Raw genomic sequence first — 22608 nt, 5'->3', positions numbered from 1 at the left:
AAGAATATGCAGCATCAACCTGGCCCGCCTCGCTATTCGGGCTCGGCAAATCGCAGTGCCTGGCGTATGCCCATGACCTCGGCCTCCAGTTGCGGATAACCCACGGCAGAACCTGCATAGCTGAACCCGTAGGCCATGCCGGGCTGTACCGCTGCGACCAGGGTCTGGGTAATGGCGAGTGTTCCGTTGCGGGTGACCTTGCAGGTGGTCTGCGCAGCTGGCAGGTTGCCCAGCCGGGTCGCTTTGACCTTGGTGCACACGCTCTGGTAGCCGGAGCGGGAAAAGTTGATCTGGATGGCCTTGCGCATCTCCAGCAAAACCGCTTCCAGGTTGACCGCATGGTCCTGGGCTAGCGCGCCACGGGTCATCTCGACGATCATCAACGGATCGCCATTGGCATCGGTCTTGGTGGCACGCTGGCGGCTGCCGCTGGGCTGGCCCTGCGCATCGGCCGAGTCGGGCAGGATCTGCACGTCCCAGTCGGCGGGCCAGACGATCACGCTGTCGTCGGCCCACACCGGTGTGCCGATCAGCCAGCACAGCAGCAGGCAGTGGGCGTGGCGCAGGTAGGGCATGGGGCTTCCTCCACGGCAAAAGGGCCGTCAGTCTCGCAGACCCGTGGCCGCAGCACTACGCTAATATCCGCTGTGATCAGCGGCAATCCAGGGAGCAGGCAGCAATGACGCAACGGATTTTCAGCGGTGCCGGGCAAAGCAAGAACCTGCTGTACCTTGCCTCGGCCAACGGACGCCTGCGCAACACCGACCAGGCAAGCCTGCGCGTGGGTTTCGTGCTGCTGGAGCATTTTTCCCTGGCCGCCTTCACTGCCAGCCTGGACACCTTGGTCACTGCCAATCTGATCAGCCCGGCGGCCTACGCCATTCGCTCCTATGGGCTGGCGCCCGGCCAGGTGATCAGTGATCTGGGCATACTGCTGCAGCCGGATGCGCCACTGATGCCAGGCATGCACGACGAAGTGGACCTGTTGATCATCTGTGGCGGCTTTCGCACGCCGCTGCGGCCTTCCCTGCTGCTCAGTCGAATACTGGCGGACTGCGCCCGTCGCGGCATTGCCCTGGGCGGGTTGTGGAACGGCGCCTGGTTTCTCGGCCAGGCAGGCCTGCTCGATGGCTATCGCTGCGCGGTGCATCCGGAGAACCGCGCTTCGCTGGCAGAACTCAGCCCGCAGATCACCGTCACCCCCGCCAGCCAGGTCATCGACCGCGACCGCGCCACCGCCGCCAGCCCCAACGGCGGTTTCGGCATGATGATGGAGATGATCCGCCAGCAGCGCGGCGAGACGCTGGCCAATGGGGTGGAACACATTCTTGCCTTCGAAGGGCTGCGCTTCAAGCGCACCGGTGGCCAGGCGACCGGCAAGCTCAGCCAGCCGCTGCGCAACATCATCGACCTGATGGAGAGCAATCTGGAGGAACCGCTGTCGCTGGACCAACTGGCCGAGTTCGTCGGCCGCTCGCGGCGCCAGATCGACCGGCTGTTCCAGGACCAGCTTGGCACTTCGCCGCACCGTTACTATATGGAACTGCGGGTCACCGAAGCGCGCCGTCTGTTGCAGCATTCGACGCTGTCGATCATGGACGTGGCGATTGCCTGCGGCTTCGTCTCTGTGAGCCATTTCAGCAAGTGCTACAGCGGCTATTTTGGCCACTCGCCCTCGCGTGAAACCCGCTTGGCAGACTGATCGGCTGCGGATGACGGGGAACCGTGTCGAGCTTTGCCGGTCGACTCCAGTTCATGCCTCAAGCGAGCACCCGACCCATGGAATACGCCCTTCCCGATTCCTTGCTGGCCCGCGTGCCGATGCCCTGGCTCAGTACGCTGATCGCCGCCGCGCTGGCCGTATGCGTCATTCTGCTGATCCGTTGGGTCGGCCTGATCATCCTGCGACGCGTCTCCAAGTCCTTCCTACTGGCGCAGCAACTGGTCGCCCGTGCCGAGCAGCCGACCCTGTGGCTGATGCCGTTGATGGCCTTGCAGGCGGTGTGGACCTCGGCGCCCGACGACCTGCTGATGATCAATACCGTGCGCCACCTCAACGGCATGCTGGTCACCGCCTGCCTGACCTGGCTCGGCCTGCGCTGTGTCAAGGCCGTGGCTACCACCATGACCCTCAAACACCCGCTGGACATCGAGGACAACCTTGCCGCCCGGCGCATCCAGACCCAGGTGCGGGTGCTGGTGCAGTGCCTCAACGTGCTGGTGCTGATTTTCGGCATCGCCCTGATCCTGATGACGTTTCCAGCGGTGCGCCAGATCGGCACCAGCCTGCTGGCGTCCGCAGGTCTTGCGGGACTGGCTGCCGGCTTCGCTGCCAAACCGGTGCTGGGCAACCTCATCGCCGGGCTGCAGATCGCCATTTCGCAGCCGATCCGCATCGACGACGTGGTCATCGTCGAGGGCGAATGGGGGCGTATCGAAGAGATCACCGGCACCTACGTGGTGGTGAAGATCTGGGATGAGCGGCGCATGGTCGTGCCTCTGCAGTACTTCATTGAGAAGCCGTTCCAGAACTGGACCCGCAGTACGTCCAGCATCATCGGCTCGGTGTTTCTCTGGGTCGACTACTCGGTGCCGCTGGAAGCGCTGCGCGTCGAGACCAAGCGTCTGTGCGAGGAAATTCCGCACCTGTGGGACGGCCGTGTGGTGGTCCTGCAGGTTACCGATACCAGCGACAAGGCGATGCAGTTGCGCATCCTGCTCAGCTCGCTGGATTCCTCGCGCAACTGGGACGCGCGCTGCCATGTGCGCGAGCGGCTGATCACTTTCGTAAACAACCGCTACCCCGAGTGCCTGCCGCAGCTGCGCGCCGAAATGTCGACCCGCACGCCGCATCCGGCCAACGAGGACGGGCCGGCCGACGTCGCCCGCCAGCCGCCGGTTTGATTCTCAGCGCCGCGGCGCGCCCTTGGCGGCCGCCTTCTCGTCCTGGCGATCGGATTCGAACAGTCGGGCCAGCTCGGCGCGCGCTTCCTGGGCGGTCTGCATGACCTTGGCTTCATCGTCGTAGATCGCATGCTGGGCCTGCAGCACCTGTTCGTCATGGCGCTTGAAGCGGCTGATACGCGCATCGGCCTGGGATTGGCTCAAGCCCAGGCCGACCAGCGTTCGGCGGGTGATTTCCAGGCTCGAGTAGTAGGTTTCGCGAACCGCCTGGGCGCCATGGTCGACCAGTCGGTGCACGTGCTGGCGGTTGCGCGCGCGGGCGATGATTTTCACGTGCGGGTACAGGCGGTTGACCAGTTCGGCGGTCTTGATGTTGATTTCCGGATCGTCGGTGGCGATGACGAAATACTCGGCCTGCTCGACCTTGGCCGCGCGCAGGATCTCCGGCCGCAGCGGGTCGCCATAGAACACCGGCAGGTGGCCGAAGCTGCGCGAGAACTCGATGGACTCCACCGAGGTGTCCAGGGCTACGAAGCTGATCTTCTGCGCGCGCAGGATCCGCGCAACGATCTGCCCCATCCGGCCCATGCCGGCAATCACCACGCGCGGCGCGTCGCTTTCGATCTCGCGGTAGGCGTCCGGCACTTCCACCGGCGGGGTCTTGACCCGCAGCAGGCGTGCGCACAGCAGCAACAGCAATGGCGTGAGCGCCATCGACAGGGTGATGGTCAGCAGCAAGGTGTCGTACAGGCGCGCGTCGAACAGGCCCTGCTCGCGGCCTATCTTGAACACCACGAAGGCGAACTCGCCGCCGGCGGCCAGCACGATACCCAGGCGTACGGCACTGAGCCGGCCCAAGCCGCCGGCCAGACGCCCGATCAACACCAGCAATGGCAGCTTGATGCCGATCAACAGCAGCGTCAGCCCCAGCACCAGTGCCGGGTTTTCGAGCAGCAGGCCCAGATTGGCGCCCATGCCGACACTGATGAAGAACAGCCCCAGCAGCAGCCCCTTGAACGGCTCGATCTGCGACTCCAGCTCGTGCCGGTATTCCGAATCGGCCAGCAGCAAGCCAGCGAGAAAGGCGCCCAGGGCCATGGAAACACCGGCCAGCTCCATCAGCCAGGCGGTGCCGATCACCACCAGCAAGGCTGTAGCGGTGGACACCTCCTGCAGGCCAGTGCGGGCGACGATGCGAAACACCGGACGCAACAGATAGCGCCCGCCGACCACCACCACAGCGATGCTGCCCAGCACCCGCAGGCTGTGATCCAGCGTACTGCCCTCGCCTGCATCGCTGCCACTGCCGGCCAGCAGCGGCACCATGGCGATCAGTGGGATCGCGGCGATGTCCTGGAACAGCAGGATGGCGAAGGCCAGGCGGCCGTGGGGAGCGTTGAGTTCCTTGCGTTCGGCCAGGCTTTGCAGGCCGAATGCGGTGGACGACAAGGCCAGGCCCAGACCCAGCACCACAGCGCTGTTCAACGGCTGGCCGAAGCCGAGCAATGCCACCGCGCCGATCACCACTGCGGTCAGCAGCACCTGTGCCAGGCCAACCCCGAACACCGCCTTGCGCATGACCCACAGCCGCTTGGGCGACAGCTCCAGGCCAATGATGAACAGCAGCAGGACTACCCCCAGTTCCGAGATGTGGCTGACGCTCTGTGGGTCGCCGACCCAGCCCAGCACTTGCGGGCCGATGACCACCCCGGCGAACAGATAGCCCAGCACCGCGCCCAATTGCAGGCGTTTGGCCAACGGCACGGCAATCACCGCGGCCAGCAGGAACACCACGGCGGCTTGTAGCATGTTGCCTTCTTCGGGCATGGGGAACTCCTTGTCGAATGTGAAAGTGCGGACCGCGGCAGCATTCTACAGGCGCCGGCGCTCGCTGGCATGGGCGCGGATTGACGGCCCCGCGTCGACATGATTTGCTAGGCGCTTCGTTTGGGTGCCCTTCACAGGGTGAAACGGGAAACCGGTGAGTGCCAGCTTCGATTGGATGCTGGCGCAAGTCCGGTGCTGCCCCCGCAACGGTAAGCGAGAGAAGTGTCAGATCCACTGCGCCTGTCATGGGTGTGGGAAGGCGACGCTTTCAAGGCTGGCTCATACCGCCCCTCGCAAGCCCGGAGACCGGCCCAGACTGTCTGTGATCGACAAACCCGCGGTGGGCGGGCGCTGTTGCGAGCATGGCGCGCCTGCGCCAGGCTTTCTGCGTGCGCGTGCCCGATTGTCGGAACCACATACCGTGGAGCCGCCACCGTCGGGACCACCAGAGGGAACGCCATGTCCAGCACCGTCTCAACCAGCCCTGAACACGCCCAAACGCATACCGCCACCCTCGCCCAGCGCATTGCGCTGGCGACTGGTACGTTCCTGCTGGGCTGCTGCCTGGTCGGCTTCGCCGGTTTCTCGCATATCGAAGCCGTGCACAACGCCGCTCACGACACCCGGCACAGCGCCGCCTTTCCGTGCCATTGAGGAATACCGAGATGATCAGGCACATCGTACGTACCGCCGGGTTCAGCGGGCTGCTGGCCGCACTGTTGCTGACGCTTCTGCAAGCCCTCTGGGTCGCCCCGCTGATCCTTGAGGGTGAAAGCTATGAAACACCTGCCTTGCAGCATGAGCATGCCGATGCCGCAGGCGCCACGCACGAGCACGCCGAGGCCTGGGAACCAGAAAACGGCTGGCAGCGCGTGCTGTCCACGGCCGGGGGCAATCTGGTAGTGGCCGTCGGCTTCGCCCTGATGCTGGTCGCGCTCTATACGCTGCGGGCACCTGGTCGCAATGCCCAGGGACTGTTGTGGGGGTTGGGTGGATTCGCGGTGTTCTGCCTGGCGCCGAACCTGGGCCTGCCGCCGGAACTGCCCGGCACGCAGGCGGCAGACCTGGCATTGCGGCAAACCTGGTGGATCGGCACGGCGGCGTCGACAGCTGCGGGCCTGGCGTTGCTGGTGTTCGGCCGCGGCATGCTGCTCAAGGCGCTGGGCCTGGCCATCGTGCTGGTACCGCACCTCATTGGCGCGCCCCAACCCGAACAGCATGCGAGCCTGGCGCCCGAAGCGCTGGAACAGCAGTTCGTGATTGCTTCACTGGTAACCAATGCGGTGTTCTGGCTGGCCCTGGGCCTGATCAGTACCTGGTTGTTTCGCCGAGCCCGTGGCTGAATCCGATGACGGCGCTGTGGGTAGGGTTCGGGTGTCGCCGGGGCTGCAGCGCGCAGGCGCTGCACGAACTGCTGGAACAAACCCTGCTCGAACACCGGCTTGACTGGGCGGATGTGCAGGGGCTGGCCAGCATCGACCTCAAGGCACACGAGCCAGGGCTGCTACTGCTGGCCGAACGCCTTGGTTTGCCTTTCGCCACCTACAGCGCGCAGGCGCTGGCGCCCTTTGAGGATCGACTCAGCCATCGTTCCGCGCGCTCATTCGCAGCGACTGGTTGCCAGGGTGTTGCTGAAAGCGCCGCCCTGGCCATGGCCGAGCACTGCACGGCGTCTGCGTCGATACTGCGTGTCAACCGGCGGCAAACGACTATGGCTACCCTTGCCATAGCCGGTACGCGGGATCGGACCGGCTGCACTGTGGCGCGAACTTGAATATCATTCACCCCTCCGCCTGTCAGGAATCCCCATGACCGTTTATTTCATCGGCGCCGGACCGGGCGATCCGGAGCTGATCACCGTCAAGGGCCAGCGCCTGATCCGGCGTTGCCCAGTGATCATCTATGCCGGCTCGCTGGTGCCCGACGCGGTGCTCGAAGGGCACACCGCGCACCAGGTGCACAACAGCGCCGAGCTGCACCTGCAACAGATCATCGAGCTGATGCGCCAAGCTCATGACCGGGGCGAAGACGTGGCGCGGGTGCACAGCGGCGATCCCGGCCTGTATGGCGCGATCGGTGAGCAGATTCGCTGCCTGCGTGAACATGGCATCGACTACCAGATCATTCCTGGCGTGACCGCTACGGCCGCTTGCGCAGCGCTGCTGGGCGTGGAGCTGACCCTGCCCGATGTGGCGCAGACGGTGATTCTCACCCGCTATGGCGACAAGTCGCCGATGCCGCCGGGTGAAAGCTTGGGCAGCCTGGCCCGGCACGGCGCGACGTTGGCCATTCACCTGGGAGTGAAGAATCTGGATCGAATCGTCGCCGAACTGCTGCCCAGCTATGGCGCGGATTGCCCGGTTGCCGTGATTCACAAGGCCAGCTGGCCGGATCAGGACTTCGTGCTGGGCACCTTGGGGGATATCCAGCTCAAGGTCGCAGCCAAGGACTTCCGGCGTAGTGCGCTGATTCTCGTGGGGCACGTGCTGCACACGGACAGTTTCGCCGACTCGGCGCTGTACCGTGCGGGCCATGCCCACCTGTACCGTTCTTGAACGACATGGACTGCATGGCTGATTCCACCAAAGTGATCGCTTGCCTGATCTATCCCGGGGTGATGAGCCTGGATGTGACCGGCCCGATGCAGGTGTTCGCCTCGGCCAACGTCGAGCTGGCCCGCCAGGGCCTGGCGCCACTCTACCAATTGCAGCTGCTGGGGGAGGCAGCGGGCGCCGTGGCGACCTCCGCCGGGTTGAAATTGCATGCCGACGCCAGCTGGCTGTCGGTGGACTGCAGCACCCTGGATACGGTGCTGCTGCCCGGCGGCAGCAGCGATGCCGAACAGTGCGCGAACACTGCCCTGCTCTCCTGGTTGCGCGAGGCCGCGCCCACGGTCCGACGCTTGGGTTCGGTGTGCTCGGGAGCGCTGATGCTTGCCAGCGCGGGCTTGCTGGACGGCTTGATCGCCACCACTCACTGGGACGATGTCGAGGCCTTGCAGGCCTTTGCCAATGTGCAGGTGCAAGGCGATCGGCTGCACACCTACGACCCCTCGGACAAGGACGGGCACAGCCACATTTTCACCTCGGCAGGCGTCACCGCCGGGATCGACCTGGCGCTGGCGTTGATCGAGGCCGACCTGGGCCGACCCCTGGCCCTTGCCGTCGCCCGCCGCCTGGTGCTGTTTCTCAAGCGTTCGGGTGGACAGACGCAATTCAGTCCACACCTGGCGCGCTGCAACGGAACGACGTCGAGGCTGACCGAGTTGCTGGAATGGATCGCACTGAACCTGAGCGCCGATCTGTCCCTGGAAGCGCTGGCACACAAGGCCAACATGACGCCGCGGACGTTGTACCGGGTTTTCTTCGCCGAACTGAATATCACGCCGGCGCGGCATATCGAGCGGGTCCGCCTGGAAGCGGCCCGGGCGATGATTCAGGGCGGGCAATTGTCGTTGCAGAGCGTGGCGCGCCTGTGCGGCTATGGCCATGCGGAAAACCTGCGGCGCAGTTTTCAGAAGGTGCTTGGGGTGAGTCCGCAGGGATACGCACAGCGCTTCGGCCAGTAGCCGCCCGCACCGCGCTGCTTGGGCGCAGCGAATCGAGTGCGGGCCTCGCTTCCTGGCGCGGGGCAGCTTGCCTACCTAGCTTGCCTACCTAGTAGTAGGCGTTTTCCTTCTGGGTGTGGTCGGTGACATCGCGAACGCCCTTGAGCTCCGGGATGCGCTCGAGCAGGGTGCGCTCGATACCGTCCTTGAGGGTGACGTCGGCCTGGCCACAACCCTGGCAACCACCGCCGAACTGCAGCACGGCAATGCCGTCTTCGACCACGTCGATCAGGCTGACCTGCCCGCCGTGGCTGGCCAGGCCGGGGTTGATCTCGGTTTGCAGATAGTAGTTGATGCGCTCGTTGACGGGGCTGTCGGCGTTGACCATCGGCACCTTGGCGTTGGGCGCCTTGATGGTGAGCTGCCCGCCCATGCGGTCGGTGGCGTAGTCGACCACGGCGTCGTCGAGGAAGGCTTCGCTGACGGCGTCGATCCAGGCGGTGAAGCTTTTCAAGCCCAGGGCGGTGTCTTCCGGCTTTTCTTCACCCGGCTTGCAGTAGGCAATGCACGTCTCTGCGTACTGGGTGCCTGGCTGGGTGATGAACACGCGAATGCCGATTCCGGGGGTGTTCTGCTTGCTCAGCAGATCGGCCAGGTAATCGTGCGCAGCGTCGGTAATCGTTATAGCGCTCATAGTGGTTCCTCACAGACTTGCCAGCAGTTTACGCGAATCCGGCGACGCTGACAAAGCCTGACTGTTTTGGTCGGGAATCACCCCGTACGGGCCATTGAGGTCGAATCCAGGCGAGCGTCGGTCCAGTGCTTGACCCGTTGGTACAGACGCTTTTCGATCCACACGTAGCTGGCCCACGACACCAGGGCGATGGTGGGCACGCAGAACGCAAACACCCAGTATGGGTTCAGATGCCAGTGGACGCTGGCCAGCCAACCGGCGTAGAGCACCAGCACGTGCACCAGGTACACCGAATACGAACAGTCGCCCAGGGTCTTGAGCAGGCGGCTGCCACGGAAGTGCGGCTCCATGGCCACGCAGGCCAGGACGATCAAGGCGCTGGGCAAGCCCCAGTGCAGCAGCCGGTCGCTGGAATCCAGGTGATAGATCAGCACCGCCGACACGATGATCACGGCCAGGGGTAGCCACAAGCCCTGGGCGATCCAGCCGCGGCGATAGAGCATGCCGATGCCGATGCCCAGCAGGAACTCGTAGATGATGTTGTTCTGATAGAAGCGGCTGACCACCCCATAGCGGCCAAGTACTTCGCTGACCGCGACCAGCGCGGCGGCGACGATCAGCGGGCGGTAACGCTGCGGCACGGTGAACACCAGCGAGAACAGCAGGTAGAAGAACATCTCGTAGTTGAGTGTCCAGCCCACGTTCAGCGTCGGGTACAGGCCGTAACCACCGGGATTTTCCGAAGGAATGAACAGCAGCGAGAGGATGAAGTGCGGCAGGTCGATCGCGGCATGGGGCAGCCATTGGCCCAGGCTGACCAGCATCAGCCCCATCAAGGCGGTGTACAGCCAATAGGCCGGTACGATGCGAATGACACGGTTGAGCAGGAAGCGCCCCGCGGGCATCTGCTTGTCCTGGGTCGACAGGTAGATGACCAACCCACTGATGACGAAAAAGATATCGACGCCCACCGCGCCTCGGTCAGTGAAGAACTGACCGATGGGGCCTGCGGCATGGAAGTCGAAGAAAATCTGCATGAAGTGATGGCAGACTACGATCCAGGCGGCCAGGGCCCTTAAAGCTTGAAGCGAAATCAGCATGCGTACCGCCTTTTGAAACGAGAATTCGCGCCCCTTTTCAGGGCATTCCGAGGGGTGGGACTGCAAAAATCTCGAAAAGGTCGCGACACGCGTCAATGACTGACCGGCTGCAAGCCTCTTTCGGGGTTTCGTGCAAGGGATTAAAAAGGCACGAGCCCGGCGGTCTCAACATGAGTGAAATTCATGGTAATCCTTGTGATGATCAAATAGCGCACAGGTTTGCTATCATCCGCCACCTGTCACAGTGTCCGAATTTTCTGAAAGAGTGGTTCCCATGTCCGACCGCAGTGCTCGCCTTCAAGCCCTCCAGCAAGCCCTCAAAGAGCGCATCCTGATTCTCGACGGCGGCATGGGCACGATGATCCAGAGCTACAAGCTCGAAGAAGAGGATTATCGGGGTGAGCGCTTTGCCGATTGGCCAAGCGACGTCAAGGGCAATAACGACCTGTTGCTGCTCAGCCGCCCGGATGTGATCGCCGCCATCGAGAAGGCCTACCTGGACGCGGGCTCCGACATTCTGGAAACCAACACCTTCAATGCCACCCAGGTGTCCCAGGCCGACTATGGCATGGAGTCGCTGGTGTACGAGCTCAACGTTGAAGGTGCGCGGGTGGCCCGGCGCGTCGCCGACGCCAAGACCCTGGAAACCCCGGACAAACCGCGCTTCGTTGCCGGCGTGCTGGGCCCGACCAGCCGCACCTGCTCGCTGTCCCCCGATGTCAACAACCCCGGCTACCGCAACGTCACCTTCGACGAGCTGGTGGAAAACTACACCGAAGCCACCAAAGGCCTGATCGAGGGCGGCGCCGACCTGATCCTGATCGAGACCATCTTCGACACCCTCAACGCCAAGGCGGCGATCTTCGCCGTGCAGGGGGTGTACGAGGAACTGGGCTTCGAATTGCCGATCATGATTTCCGGGACCATCACCGATGCGTCCGGCCGCACCCTGTCCGGGCAGACCACCGAGGCCTTCTGGAACTCGGTAAGCCATGCCAGGCCGATCTCGGTAGGCCTGAACTGCGCGCTGGGTGCCAGCGAGCTGCGCCCCTACCTGGAAGAGCTGTCGAACAAGGCCGGCACCTACGTTTCGGCGCACCCCAACGCCGGCTTGCCGAACGCCTTTGGCGAATACGACGAGCTGCCTTCGGAAACCGCGAAGATCATCGAAGAGTTTGCCCAGAGCGGCTTTCTCAACATCGTCGGTGGCTGCTGCGGTACCACGCCGGGGCATATCGAAGCCATCGCCAAGGCAGTGGCCGGCTATGCGCCGCGGGCGATCCCGGACATTCCCAAAGCCTGCCGGTTGTCGGGTCTGGAGCCGTTCACCATCGACCGCCAGTCGTTGTTCGTCAACGTCGGCGAGCGCACCAACATCACCGGCTCCGCGCGCTTCGCCCGGCTGATCCGCGAGGACAACTACACCGAGGCCCTGGAAGTCGCCCTGCAGCAGGTGGAAGCCGGCGCGCAGGTGATCGACATCAACATGGACGAGGGCATGCTCGACTCGCAGAAGGCGATGGTCACCTTCCTCAACCTGATCGCTGGCGAGCCGGACATCTCGCGGGTGCCGATCATGATCGACTCCTCCAAGTGGGAAGTGATCGAAGCCGGGCTCAAGTGCATCCAGGGCAAGGGCATCGTCAACTCGATCAGCATGAAGGAAGGCGTGGAGGCCTTCATCCATCACGCCAAGCTGTGCAAGCGCTACGGCGCGGCGGTGGTGGTCATGGCCTTCGACGAGGCTGGCCAGGCCGACACCGAGGCGCGCAAGAAGGAAATCTGCAAGCGCTCCTACGACATTCTGGTCGACCAGGTCGGCTTCCCCCCGGAAGACATCATCTTCGACCCGAACATCTTTGCCGTGGCCACCGGCATCGAAGAACACAACAACTATGCCGTCGACTTCATCAATGCCTGCGCCTACATCCGCGACGAGTTACCCCATGCATTGACCAGCGGCGGCGTGTCGAACGTGTCGTTCTCGTTCCGTGGCAACAATCCGGTGCGCGAGGCGATCCATTCGGTGTTCTTGCTGCATGCCATCCGTAACGGCCTGACCATGGGTATCGTCAACGCCGGCCAGCTGGAAATCTATGACCAGATTCCGGCCGAGCTGCGTGACCGCGTCGAGGACGTGGTGCTCAACCGTACTCCGGAAGGCACCGACGCCCTGCTTGCCATCGCCGACAAGTTCAAGGGCGACGGCAGCGTCAAGGAAGCCGAGACCGAAGAATGGCGCGGCTGGCCGGTCAACCAGCGTCTGGAACACGCGTTGGTCAAGGGCATCACCACGCACATCGTCGAAGACACCGAGGAGTCGCGACAGTCGTTCAAGCGCCCGATCGAGGTCATCGAAGGCCCGTTGATGTCGGGCATGAACATCGTTGGCGACCTGTTCGGCTCGGGCAAGATGTTCCTGCCCCAGGTGGTCAAGTCGGCGCGCGTGATGAAGCAGGCCGTGGCCCACCTGATTCCGTTCATCGAGCTGGAGAAAGGCGACAAGCCCGAAGCCAAGGGCAAGATCCTGATGGCCACGGTGAAAGGCGACGTCCACGATATCGGCAAGAACATCGTTGGCGTGGTGCTGGGCTGCAATGGCTACGACATCGTCGACCTGGGCGTCATGGTGCCCGCCGACAAGATCCTGCAGGTCGCGCGCGAGCAGAAGTGCGACATCATCGGCCTGTCCGGCCTGATCACGCCTTCGCTCGACGAGATGGTTCACGTTGCCCGGGAAATGCAGCGTCAGGACTTCCACCTGCCGCTGATGATCGGTGGGGCCACCACCTCCAAGGCGCACACGGCGGTGAAGATCGAGCCCAAGTACAGCAACGACGCGGTCATCTATGTGACCGACGCCTCGCGGGCGGTGGGGGTTGCCACCCAGTTGCTGTCCAAGGAACTCAAGCCGGCGTTCGTCGAGAAGACTCGCCTGGAATACATCGAGGTTCGCGAGCGTACCGCCAACCGCAGTGCCCGCACCGAGCGCTTGAGCTATGCCAGCGCCATCGCGGCCAAGGCCACCTTCGACTGGAGTACCTACCACCCCGTGCAGCCGACCTTTACCGGCGCCAGGGTACTGGATGACATCGACCTCAACGTACTGGCCGAGTACATCGACTGGACACCGTTCTTCATATCCTGGGACCTGGCCGGCAAGTACCCACGCATTCTCACCGACGAGGTGGTGGGTGAAGCGGCCACCGCGTTGTTCGAGGACGCGAAGGTGATGCTGCGCAAGCTGATCGACGAGAAACTCATCCGCGCCCGCGCAGTGTTCGGTTTCTGGCCCGCCAACCAGGTGGAACACGACGATATCGAAGTGTATGGCGACGATGGCCAGCCGCTGGCGCGCCTGCATCACCTGCGCCAACAGACCATCAAGACCGATGGCAAGCCGAACTTTTCCCTGGCCGACTTCGTCGCACCCAAGGACAGTGGCGTGACCGACTACGTGGGCGGCTTCATCACCACCGCTGGCATCGGCGCCGAAGAAGTCGCCAAGGCCTATCAGGACAACGGCGACGACTACAACTCGATCATGGTCAAGGCCTTGGCCGACCGCCTGGCCGAGGCCTGCGCCGAGTGGTTGCACCAGCAGGTGCGCAAGGAGCATTGGGGCTACGACCCCGAGGAGACTCTCGACAACGAGGCGTTGATCAAGGAGCAGTACAAAGGCATCCGCCCTGCCCCTGGCTACCCCGCGTGCCCGGACCATACCGAGAAAGGCACACTGTTCGACCTGCTCGATGACAACGGGCAAAGCGGCGTGACCTTGACCGAACACTACGCGATGTTCCCCGCGGCTGCGGTCAGCGGCTGGTACTTCGCCCACCCACAGGCGCAGTACTTTGCCGTGGGCAAGGTCGATCGCGATCAGGTGCAGGCCTACACCGAACGCAAGCAACAGGAGCTGGCAGTCAGCGAACGCTGGCTGGCGCCGAACCTGGGTTATGACAACTAACGCAGATTCCGTGGCGGGTACGGGTTCAGCCGCGACTGAACCAGTACACCGCCGTCGCCACGATCACAACGATCATGAAGCCTATGGCCCAGGCATCGACATGGCTGTCGCTTTTGCGAATCTTCACGGAATTGCTCATCAGCTTCGTCTCTTGTGATTTTTGTAGGACGCTGGTTCCAGTAAAGCCCAACGATGGCCTTTTCACAAGTAGGGTCTAGCGGGCGGCTGCACCGGCCCCTAGCCGCCTTCCATAGGTTTTCTTCGGGCGATAGTTGGCCCAGTCGGCGTTCCCGAAGATAGAGTCGTGGGACACTTTTTTACCCTCCTTGTAAAAGAACAGGTTGGCGCGAACTTCGGGAAGGTCCTTGTGCCGGTACAGCCAGCGTAGTTCGCTGGACGTGATACTTGCCCCATGCCCCTGCTTGGACACGACTGCACCGATGTTGTCGCCAATGGTATCGGCGATGAAATGCAAAGGTTTCTGCCGGACCAACAGTTGGAATTCAAGTCCCGCCTTACTGGTCTTTTTCCACAATGGAACACCCAGTTTCATGGCATTGCCGGGTTGGCTCGCCAAAAGTCGCGCATCCTCCTGCTTCACCACGTCATATTTGTTGTGCGTCGAAAGAAACGACTTGAACTGGATAGCCCTTCCAGCGTCGTTCAATTGTTTACCGATGGTTCGGTCGTCGGCGTATTCCAAAGGCTTGCCAGCGTCCCAGACGGCATTGGTGATATCGTTCTGGATAAGGGTATTGCTCTTGACGCTGGGCTTGCGAAACGACTGCCGCAAAGCTGCAAGCACGTTCCTGGTCGGCGGCTTGATCGCTTCCTTCTGCTTGAATCCAGCGGCCACCAGCGCCGAAACGGCCTCTCTGCGGGGCGCATCCAGGCCATAGACGATGTCTCCCGGCTTGAACGCATCGGCGAGCGCCGTACCATCGGCTATCCCATCGGCTATTCCACTGGCTTCGGTGGCTTCACGTCCATCGTCATCCTTGAGCGTCACAGGGTTGTTTTTCACCATCCGATACAGATTCAACCCATCCACGGTCCCTGCCGGGTCTGCGCTCAACCAACGGCCAACCCATGGCTGGTAGTAGCGATGGCCATAATAGTAAAGTCCTGTGGCATCACGCTCCTTGCCGGAATACCTGATCACTTTGTAACTGGCTTCCGTCTGGCTGCGCGTTGTCCATAGCGCAGTTCCGCCATAAGGATAATATTCTTCATCGCCAATCACGTTGCCGCAGCCATCGACTTCCAGCCCACTGCTGCCTGTCAGGTTGTCGTAGCCATAGCGCAATGTATGATTGTCCAGTCCTTCAGGAATGCCAGATGCCCAGCACATACCTCGGACACGGGTCCGACCGGCCGTTTCCAGGGTGACGACCTGTAGACACTCCCTGACGTGCTCATCAATCGTCGAAGTTCGAAGTTCCACGCCCGGCAGGTACACCACCTGCTGCTCGTGGGCACCGTCGGTGTGCTTGGACAGACTGACCTTGGTGACACGTTGACCGTCGTGGTCGTAGCGGTAGGTTTCACGAAGGCAGCCGTCAACTTCGCCGGTGACAGGTGCCACTCGGGCCAATTCGCCACGCGGCGTCCATGTCAGCGCTTGTCCGGGGTGGAGCAGGAGCTGCCGACCAGCCGCGTCGAACAAGGCTTCGACCTGCGAGGCATGCGCAGCCAGCGTGCTCACTGCCCCTCGATTGCTGGCATCACTGATTGTGATCGCCGTGGTGTAATTATTTTGGCTCGCCGGAGAGCTGTGACGCATGCGGATCAAATTGCCGGCCGTATCGTAGCTGTAATCGCGGCTGTAGAGGGTATAGGCCGAAAGGTCGGGTGACGGTATGGCCAGGGCTTTTCGCATACGGGCCGGGTGCCTGCCAATGGCCATTTCGCGTCCGGACGCAGTGACCAGCTGATACAGACTGTCATAGCGGTAAGTGTTGAGGGGCAGCACTTTCTGATTGCGCCAGTAACGCGTTGCCTGTGCATCGTTGATGACACTGATGACATTGCCCACGCCGTCATATGTATAGCGCAAATCTTGCAATGATTTCGCGCCTGCCATGTGTCCCGCCGGGCGCAGGGTGCTGATTCGGCTCAGACGCTGACTCCCCTGCTCGTATTCGTAGTTCACGACTACGCCGTTATCGTGCTTTTCGGAGTGCTTCTGACCCGTTGCATAATAGGTCACCTGCTCCAGGATGGTTTCTGCTGCACAGCCCTGCCAGGTTAGCCAACTGCGTGCCAGTTGCCCGGTGAGGTTGTACTCCACGCGATGCAGGTTGCCGCACGCGTCGGTCGTTGCGAATGCGATGCCCGTCGGATCCATCTCCCGCAACGTGGTGTAAGCAACGTTGGAGAGCAAGTCGTTCCAGGCTAGCACGCTGTCACCCTGCCAATCGGCAGTCTTATCCGGATCAGCGCTTTCCTTCAGCAGCCTCCTCGTGACTGAGGTCGCCGGCCCGGGCACCGAGAATGCGTCAGTGCGCTCCAGCCCGGCGGAGTCGAAGTGCATGATCGCCTTGCCGGCCTGGTTGAGTGCCTTTTCAGCGTCCGTAGTGCTTGCATACACGAAGCGTTCCGTCACCTGGGCTGGGGTCGTACCCACTTTCTGCGTCACGCTCAAGGGACGGCCAGGCAAGCCCTGACCTTCATACTGCCAAGTCCGACTGACGACATTGCGCAGATCCAGTCCGCCCGCCTCAGTCCGCCTGATATGGGTCAGCATCATGCTGGGCCGCCCGGCGACATCCTCCAGGGCCAGGCTGATCCCGGCATCGGTACTGTGCGTGCGCAATGCCTTGCCGCTGAGGCTGCGCACGTAGATGAAATTGGCCAACCCTGCCGCATGCAGACGCGGGTCTGCTTCAGCTTCCATGAAACCACCAGAACCTTGTTGGTATCGGGTGATGCGCTTGTCTGTGGAACCGGGCGTGTCCGGATGGCGATGATAGGCAACATCGCGCAGTTTCAGTCCTCGACTGTCGACCGCTACGACTGAGGGCGTGTTGCTATGAACTGATAAACTCAAACTCGTTCTCCCATAGGCTGCAATGGAGCCGGAGCGGCCCCTTGCAACTTATACGGCGACACCGTCATCCAGCGAGAGAACGGGCATTTGTACACAAGCCTGATACGCAGCTGAAGGAACTTCACGATCCCGGAGTGGCCACAACTGCACGCAGGCAACTTGGAACCAACCGGCCATGAACGACACCTTCGATCTGAACCGCTTCATCGACGCCCAACGCGTGGTGTACTCCGATGTCCTCGAAGAATTGCGCAGCGGCCGCAAGCGCACTCACTGGATGTGGTTCGTCTTTCCCCAACTGGCCGGCCTGGGGCGGAGCGAGACGGCGCGTTTCTACGCGATCAGTGGCGCTGCCGAAGCAGTGGCCTATCTGCACGATCCGTTACTGGGCGCTCGGCTTCTGGAGTGCACACGGACCGTGCTCGAGCATTCGGGCAAGAGCGTGACAGCCATGTTCGGCAGTCCCGATGATATGAAACTGCGTTCATGCATGACCTTGTTTGCCAGCGTCGCACCTGAGCAGGTGTGCTTCCAGCAACTGCTCAACCGGTTCTTCAATGGTGAGCCCGACGAGAAAACCGTTGCGTTGCTGGAACAGCCCCTGTAGCAGCGACGCAAGCCGCGTCACCGGCCAGTGCGGTGTGCCTGACGCAACGCGGCGAACCCGGACGCGGCTTGCGCCGCTGCTACAGGGATTCGTGCAAGCCGCGCCACCGACGAGGCGGTGTGCCTGACGCAACGCGGCGAACCCGGACGCGGCTTGCGCCGCTGCTACAGGGATTCGTGCAAGCCGCGCCATCTGCGATGACGCGGCTTGCGTTGTGGTTGTAGCAGCGTCGCGTTGTGTCGAAGAGTTGCAAATAATCGATAGCCTGCTTTGCTTTAACCAACGTTCCCTGTCCGAGGGGACCTCAAGCGCACGCCTGCGAACGAGCCCATGACCGAGTCTGCCCACCCTACCCCTTCGTCGTCCATCAACCTGCAAATCATCTCCATCGTCTTCTACACCTTCATTGCCTTCATCTCCATCGGGCTGCCGATTGCCGTGTTGCCGGGTTACGTTCACGATGAGCTGGGCTTCAGCGCCGTAGCGGCTGGCGTGGTGATCGGCGCGCAGTACCTGGCCACCCTGCTCAGCCGCCCGAGTGCCGGGCGTATGGCCGATGCCCTGGGCACCAAACGTACCATCGTCTACGGCTTGATCGGTATCGGTATCAGCGGCGCGCTGACCTTCGTATCCGTGTTCCTGCACAGCGTGCCGCAGTGGAGCCTGGGGGTGTTGATCGCCGGGCGTGTGGTGCTCGGACTGTCCCAGGGTGCAATCGGCGTGGGCACCAGCAGCTGGGGCATCAGCCGCGTCGGCGCCGAGCACATGGCCAAGGTGATTTCCTGGAATGGCATCGCCTCCTATGGCGCAATCGCCATTGGCGCGCCGCTGGGCGTGCTGATGGTGGGGTTCGCCGGCTTCTGGACCTTGGGCATCGCCCTGATGCTATTGAGCGCGCTGGCGCTGTGGATGATCCACGATACGCCTGCCGCGCCCGTGGTGCGTGGCGAACGCATGCCGTTCTGGGCAGCCTTCGGCCGGGTCGCACCGCACGGGATGAGCCTGATGCTGGCGTCGATCGGCTACGGCACCCTCACCACGTTCATCACCCTCTACTACGTGGAGCGCGGCTGGGAAGGCGCGGCCTGGTGCCTGACCGCCTTCGGCATCAGCTTCATTGCGGCGCGCCTGGTGTTCATCAACAGCATCAATCACCTAGGAGGCTCGACGGTGGCCATGGCCTGTATCGCCACGGAGGTGGTCGGGTTGAGCCTGCTCTGGCTGGCGCCCTCGCCGACCTTCACGCTCGCGGGTGCAGCGCTGGCCGGCTTGGGGTTGTCGCTGGTCTATCCTGCGCTGGGGGTGCTGGCCATCCACAAGGTACCGGGCACCAGCCGCGGTGCAGGCTTGAGCGCCTTCGCGGTGTTCTTCGATCTGGCCCTGGCGATTGCCGGACCGGTGATGGGCGCAGTAGCGGCCGGGTTCGGCTATGGATCGATTTTCGCTCTGGCCGCCGGGCTGTCCCTCGCGGCACTGGGGCTCACTGCGTGGCTGTCGCGCCAGGATCAGTGATCGGCGGTCTGCAGGCCCGCGCGTGAAGGCCGACCCAGGGTGTGCGTGAAGAACTTGCCGGCTTCGTGGATCAGGTCGCGGTGGATACCTTCACGGTCCACGCCGTCGGCATCGGTACACAGGGCCGGCGAGGAGTCGCGTTGCTCGTCCGTGCATGGCGCCATGAAAACAAAGTGACCGGCGCCGGGAAGCAGTCGATAGTCCGTGTTTCCCGGCAGCTTGCGCGCCAGCGCCTCGGCATTCTTGTCGATGGCCACCAGTTGATCGTTATCGCCGCTGTAGATCAGGGTTGGCAAATGGACTTCAGCCAGGGTCTGGCGACCGAACATCAGGCTCAACGGCGCCATCAACAACAGCGCGCGTACCCGTGGGTCGGCTTCGGGGTTCAGGTCGTCGCGGTCGGCTTCCAGTTCACCACGGGTCTGGCAGGCATCGGCGTCGTAGGGCCGCTCTTCGCAGTACTTGCGCAAGCGCTGCAGGTCGGGGCGCGCGCCGGAGAGGATCAATGCCGTCTCGCCACCTGCGGAATAGCCGATCACCCCAACCGCGTTGGCATTGACGAAAGGCGACAACATCGAATCGCCCAACGCTGCGCTGATCGCCTGGGAGATCTGCAGTGGCCGCCCGTACAGATTGCTGAGCTTGCCCAAACGGCTGTGATCCTGGGCGTTGTCACCCGGATGGACCACCGCCACCACCACGAAGCCCTTGCGCGTCAGTGCAGTGATCAGATCGTGCAAGGCCAAGGGGGTGCCGGTGTTGCCGTGGGACAGCATCAGCAGCGGGAAGCGACCGATGGCGATCGGGGCATCCTGCTGCGCGTCGATGCTGTAGCCGCCCAAGCGGGCCGGATGCGTACGTCCCTGGGTGGGGTAGAAGGCATAGGCTTGCATGGGCTGGTCGTCGAGCGGGTCGTTGAAGGTCAGCAGGTGATAACCCACGTTCCAGCGGGCATGGGGAAGCGCTTGAGCCTGCACCGAAAACAGGCTCAACAGCAGCAGAAAAACCAATACTGCACAACGACGGACCATCGCGGCGCTCTTCCTTGGCAAAACCTCGGGGGTAGGTTCTGACACAGCATAGGATGGGCCAAGTCACACGCCGGTTCCGTGAAATATTACGCAGGCGCGGCTGAAAACCCTCCACTGACCGCAACCAGAGTCTGCTCGGCTGAACCCTCGTCCGTGGTCCGGCTCTATGAAGGTGCCCCTGAAGTGTTGCCGGCCATCGCTCACAAAGCCTTGGCTGCGCTTCGCCCCCATGAAAAGGACTCCAGCATGAACACTCGAAAGGCCCTTGCCACGCGCACCTCGTTGACGTGCCTTGCCGCCCTCGCCATCGCGGGCTGCGCCGGCAATAACAGCGCATCCAAGGTGGACGCGCCTGGCGTACCGGCCACAGCGCTGACCAAGACCCTGGACGCTGGCGCCAACGCGCTGCAGTCGCGCCCACCCATCGATGAGTTGAACGCCTACCTGGATGGCTTTCATTTCTACAATGGACACCCCGGCGCGCAGATGGAAGCCCATCACTATTGCGCCATCCTCAATGAAGAAGTGATTCAGTGCGTCATTTATGACGGTAACGTCAAGGATGCAAAACTGATGGGCGTCGAATACATCATCAGCGCCGGGCTCTTCGCCAAACTGCCCACGGCCGAGAAAGCGTTGTGGCACAGCCACGTCCACGAAGTGAAGTCTGGCCAACTGATAGCGCCGGGCATTCCCGCGCCGGCCGAACATGCCCTGATGGAAAAACTGGTGAACACCTACGGCAAGACCTGGCATACCTGGCACACCGATCTGGACAAGCAGCTGCCCCTGGGCGTACCGCAACTGATGATGGGTTTCACCGCTGATGGTCAGATCGATCCGGCGCTGGTGCGCGAGCGCGACAAACGCTTCGGTGTCGACAGCGACAGCAAGAAAGCGGCCCGCGCCGATATCTCCGCGCCGGCGATAGACCCAGGCGCCGACGCCTGGAGCAAGGGTCGCGTCATCCAGATCCAGGACCCCACCGGCAGTCGTCACGCGCATTGAGCCTGCAAGTGCAGAGCCGGGCGTCAGAACGTGATACCCAGGTGCTGTCCGGCAAAAATGACCTGATCGAACCAGAACGCCTGGTGAAGCGCGACGATCAGCCAGAACACCAGTTGATAGGACACCTTGCGCGTCTTGTGCCGGAACAGTTGCTGGGCGAGCAGCGCACCCGGCCAGCCGCCGAGCAGCTCGACGCCGTGCAGCAGTCTTTCCGGAATGCGCTGGCCCTGCACCGTGGCGCGGCGCTTGTCATGCCAGTACAACCCGGCCGCAAGCAGACTCATCAGGGCATAGACTGCCAGCAGCGCCGGGTGCCCGGCCAGTGCCAGGCGCAATACGCCCAGGAACGGCAACAGGCACAGCAGGATGAAGGCCGTAAGTTTCAGCGCCAGGAATCGCACGGGACGCTGTTGCCCTCCGCGCAGCGGTGACGGCGCCCGGCTGGGCGCCGTTTCAGCCTTGCGCACTGGACCAGTCGATCCAGCCGAACTGCCAGGTGGCCAGGATGATCAGGCCGAAGGCAATGCGGTACCAGGCGAACACCGCGTAGCTATGGGTGGCGATGAACTTGAGCAGGCCGCGCACTGCGATCATCGCGAAGATGAACGAGACCACGAAGCCCAGGGCAAACACCGGGAAGTCCGCTGGCTGAAACAGATGGTGAAACTTGTAGCCGGAGTACACCGCGGCGCCGACCATGGTCGGCATGGCCAGGAAAAACGAGAACTCGGTGGCCGTCTTGCGCGACAGACCGAACAGCAGGCCGCCGATGATGGTCGAGCCCGAGCGCGAAGTGCCGGGAATCATCGCCAGGCATTGGGCAAAGCCGACCTTGAGCGCATCGCTCCAGTGCATGTCGTCGACGTGGTGAACCCGCACGGCATGTTCGCGCTTCTCGGCCCAGAGCATGACGAAGCCGCCAAGCACCAGCGCCACGGCCACGGTGATGGGGTTGAACAGGTATTCGTGGATCTTGTCGGCGAATATCACCCCCAGCACCACTGCAGGCAGAAAGCCGATCAGCAGGTTGATGGTGAAGCGCTGCGCATTGCGCTGGGTCGGCAAGCCGGTGACGACTTCGAGGATCTTGCGGCGGAACTCCCACACCACGGCCAGTATCGCACCCAGCTGGATGATGATATTGAAGGCCATCGCCCGCTCGCCTCCGAAGCCGATCAGGTCGGCCACGATGATCTGATGGCCCGTGCTGGAAATAGGCAGGAACTCGGTCAAGCCTTCCACGATGCCCAGAATCAACGCCTGCATGGCGGTCCAAAAATCCATCATTCCCCCAATTGGACGCGCGCCTGGCGCGGTCCTGTCTGTTTAATAGAACTCATTGCCGTCGGGCCCCGCGATGCT

Annotated in this window: 19 protein-coding genes and 1 riboswitch; of the genes, 11 read left to right on the top strand and 8 right to left on the bottom strand. The window is 62.8% G+C overall.

Annotation, left to right across the window (positions count from 1 at the left end; all coding sequences use genetic code 11):
• Window positions 1-32 precede the first annotated feature (32 nt).
• Window positions 33-575 (bottom strand): DUF4946 domain-containing protein, encoded by a 543-nt coding sequence (locus ONG87_RS10410; RefSeq protein WP_122478094.1) that lies wholly within the window; start codon window positions 573-575, stop codon window positions 33-35.
• Between the two features lie 104 nt (window positions 576-679).
• Between ONG87_RS10410 and ONG87_RS10405 the strand changes: the two genes are divergently transcribed.
• Window positions 680-1702 (top strand): GlxA family transcriptional regulator, encoded by a 1023-nt coding sequence (locus ONG87_RS10405; protein WP_185793338.1) that lies wholly within the window; start codon window positions 680-682, stop codon window positions 1700-1702.
• Between the two features lie 77 nt (window positions 1703-1779).
• Window positions 1780-2904 (top strand): mechanosensitive ion channel family protein, encoded by a 1125-nt coding sequence (locus tag ONG87_RS10400; RefSeq protein WP_264381171.1) that lies wholly within the window; start codon window positions 1780-1782, stop codon window positions 2902-2904.
• A 3-nt stretch (window positions 2905-2907) separates the two neighbouring features.
• Here the strand turns inward: ONG87_RS10400 and ONG87_RS10395 are convergent, their stop codons facing one another.
• Window positions 2908-4731, bottom strand: a complete 1824-nt coding sequence (locus ONG87_RS10395; protein WP_264381170.1) for a monovalent cation:proton antiporter-2 (CPA2) family protein — start codon at window positions 4729-4731, stop codon at window positions 2908-2910.
• Window positions 4732-4836: 105 nt separating this feature from the next.
• Window positions 4837-5061: riboswitch (cobalamin riboswitch) on the top strand.
• A 129-nt stretch (window positions 5062-5190) separates the two neighbouring features.
• Here ONG87_RS10395 and ONG87_RS10390 point away from each other — a divergent pair.
• Genes ONG87_RS10390 through ONG87_RS10370 form a run of 5 tightly spaced genes read left to right on the top strand, consistent with a single transcriptional unit; the run spans window position 5191 to window position 8299 of the window.
• Window positions 5191-5385, top strand: coding sequence for a CbtB-domain containing protein (locus ONG87_RS10390; protein ID WP_122478101.1), 195 nt, complete (start codon window positions 5191-5193; stop codon window positions 5383-5385).
• An 11-nt stretch (window positions 5386-5396) separates the two neighbouring features.
• Window positions 5397-6074, top strand: a complete 678-nt coding sequence (locus ONG87_RS10385) for a CbtA family protein (RefSeq protein WP_264382808.1) — start codon at window positions 5397-5399, stop codon at window positions 6072-6074.
• Window positions 6075-6079: 5 nt separating this feature from the next.
• A complete protein-coding gene (locus ONG87_RS10380) occupies window positions 6080-6505 on the top strand; it encodes a cobalamin biosynthesis protein (RefSeq protein WP_264382807.1) in 426 nt (141 codons plus the stop codon).
• 34 nt (window positions 6506-6539) lie between these two features.
• Window positions 6540-7286: a precorrin-4 C(11)-methyltransferase gene (cobM, locus tag ONG87_RS10375; protein WP_264382806.1), complete on the top strand. Its 747-nt coding sequence runs from the start codon at window positions 6540-6542 to the stop codon at window positions 7284-7286.
• A gap of 14 nt (window positions 7287-7300) precedes the next feature.
• The gene (locus tag ONG87_RS10370) at window positions 7301-8299 is read left to right on the top strand and encodes a GlxA family transcriptional regulator (RefSeq protein WP_264382805.1); all 999 of its coding nucleotides are present in this window, start codon (window positions 7301-7303) and stop codon (window positions 8297-8299) included.
• 88 nt (window positions 8300-8387) lie between these two features.
• On the opposite strand, the gene nfuA is transcribed toward ONG87_RS10370, so the two are convergent.
• Entirely contained in the window at window positions 8388-8972 is a 585-nt protein-coding gene (nfuA, locus tag ONG87_RS10365; protein WP_049859622.1) for a Fe-S biogenesis protein NfuA, read from the bottom strand.
• 77 nt (window positions 8973-9049) lie between these two features.
• Window positions 9050-10072 (bottom strand): acyltransferase, encoded by a 1023-nt coding sequence (locus tag ONG87_RS10360; RefSeq protein WP_185793344.1) that lies wholly within the window; start codon window positions 10070-10072, stop codon window positions 9050-9052.
• A gap of 274 nt (window positions 10073-10346) precedes the next feature.
• On the opposite strand from ONG87_RS10360, the gene metH reads away from it, so the two are divergent.
• Window positions 10347-14039 (top strand): methionine synthase, encoded by a 3693-nt coding sequence (metH, locus tag ONG87_RS10355; RefSeq protein ID WP_264382804.1) that lies wholly within the window; start codon window positions 10347-10349, stop codon window positions 14037-14039.
• A 214-nt stretch (window positions 14040-14253) separates the two neighbouring features.
• Here metH and ONG87_RS10350 read toward each other — a convergent pair whose 3' ends face one another.
• Window positions 14254-17088: an RHS repeat-associated core domain-containing protein gene (locus ONG87_RS10350; protein ID WP_264382803.1), complete on the bottom strand. Its 2835-nt coding sequence runs from the start codon at window positions 17086-17088 to the stop codon at window positions 14254-14256.
• 175 nt (window positions 17089-17263) lie between these two features.
• Here ONG87_RS10350 and ONG87_RS10345 point away from each other — a divergent pair, with 175 nt between their 5' ends.
• Window positions 17264-17695, top strand: a complete 432-nt coding sequence (locus ONG87_RS10345) for a DUF1810 domain-containing protein (RefSeq protein WP_122478115.1) — start codon at window positions 17264-17266, stop codon at window positions 17693-17695.
• A gap of 330 nt (window positions 17696-18025) precedes the next feature.
• A complete protein-coding gene (locus ONG87_RS10340) occupies window positions 18026-19207 on the top strand; it encodes an MFS transporter (RefSeq protein ID WP_122478117.1) in 1182 nt (393 codons plus the stop codon).
• Here ONG87_RS10340 and ONG87_RS10335 read toward each other — a convergent pair.
• On the bottom strand, window positions 19201-20238 hold the full coding sequence (locus ONG87_RS10335; protein WP_192057094.1) for a dienelactone hydrolase: 1038 nt from the start codon (window positions 20236-20238) through the stop codon (window positions 19201-19203). The two genes, ONG87_RS10340 and ONG87_RS10335, sit on opposite strands and share 7 nt — an antisense overlap.
• Before the next feature lie 246 nt (window positions 20239-20484).
• Here ONG87_RS10335 and ONG87_RS10330 point away from each other — a divergent pair, with 246 nt between their 5' ends.
• On the top strand, window positions 20485-21246 hold the full coding sequence (locus ONG87_RS10330; protein WP_122478120.1) for an OBAP family protein: 762 nt from the start codon (window positions 20485-20487) through the stop codon (window positions 21244-21246).
• A 23-nt stretch (window positions 21247-21269) separates the two neighbouring features.
• On the opposite strand, the gene ONG87_RS10325 is transcribed toward ONG87_RS10330, so the two are convergent.
• Entirely contained in the window at window positions 21270-21647 is a 378-nt protein-coding gene (locus ONG87_RS10325) for a DUF1294 domain-containing protein (protein WP_122478275.1), read from the bottom strand.
• Window positions 21648-21699: 52 nt separating this feature from the next.
• A complete protein-coding gene (locus tag ONG87_RS10320; RefSeq protein WP_122478277.1) occupies window positions 21700-22530 on the bottom strand; it encodes an undecaprenyl-diphosphate phosphatase in 831 nt (276 codons plus the stop codon).
• Window positions 22531-22608: the final 78 nt, after the last annotated feature.

This window comes from Pseudomonas sp. MM227 (assembly GCF_947090715.1).
Lineage (GTDB): Bacteria > Pseudomonadota > Gammaproteobacteria > Pseudomonadales > Pseudomonadaceae > Aquipseudomonas > Aquipseudomonas baltica.
This window is presented reverse-complemented; position numbering and strand designations above follow the sequence as displayed.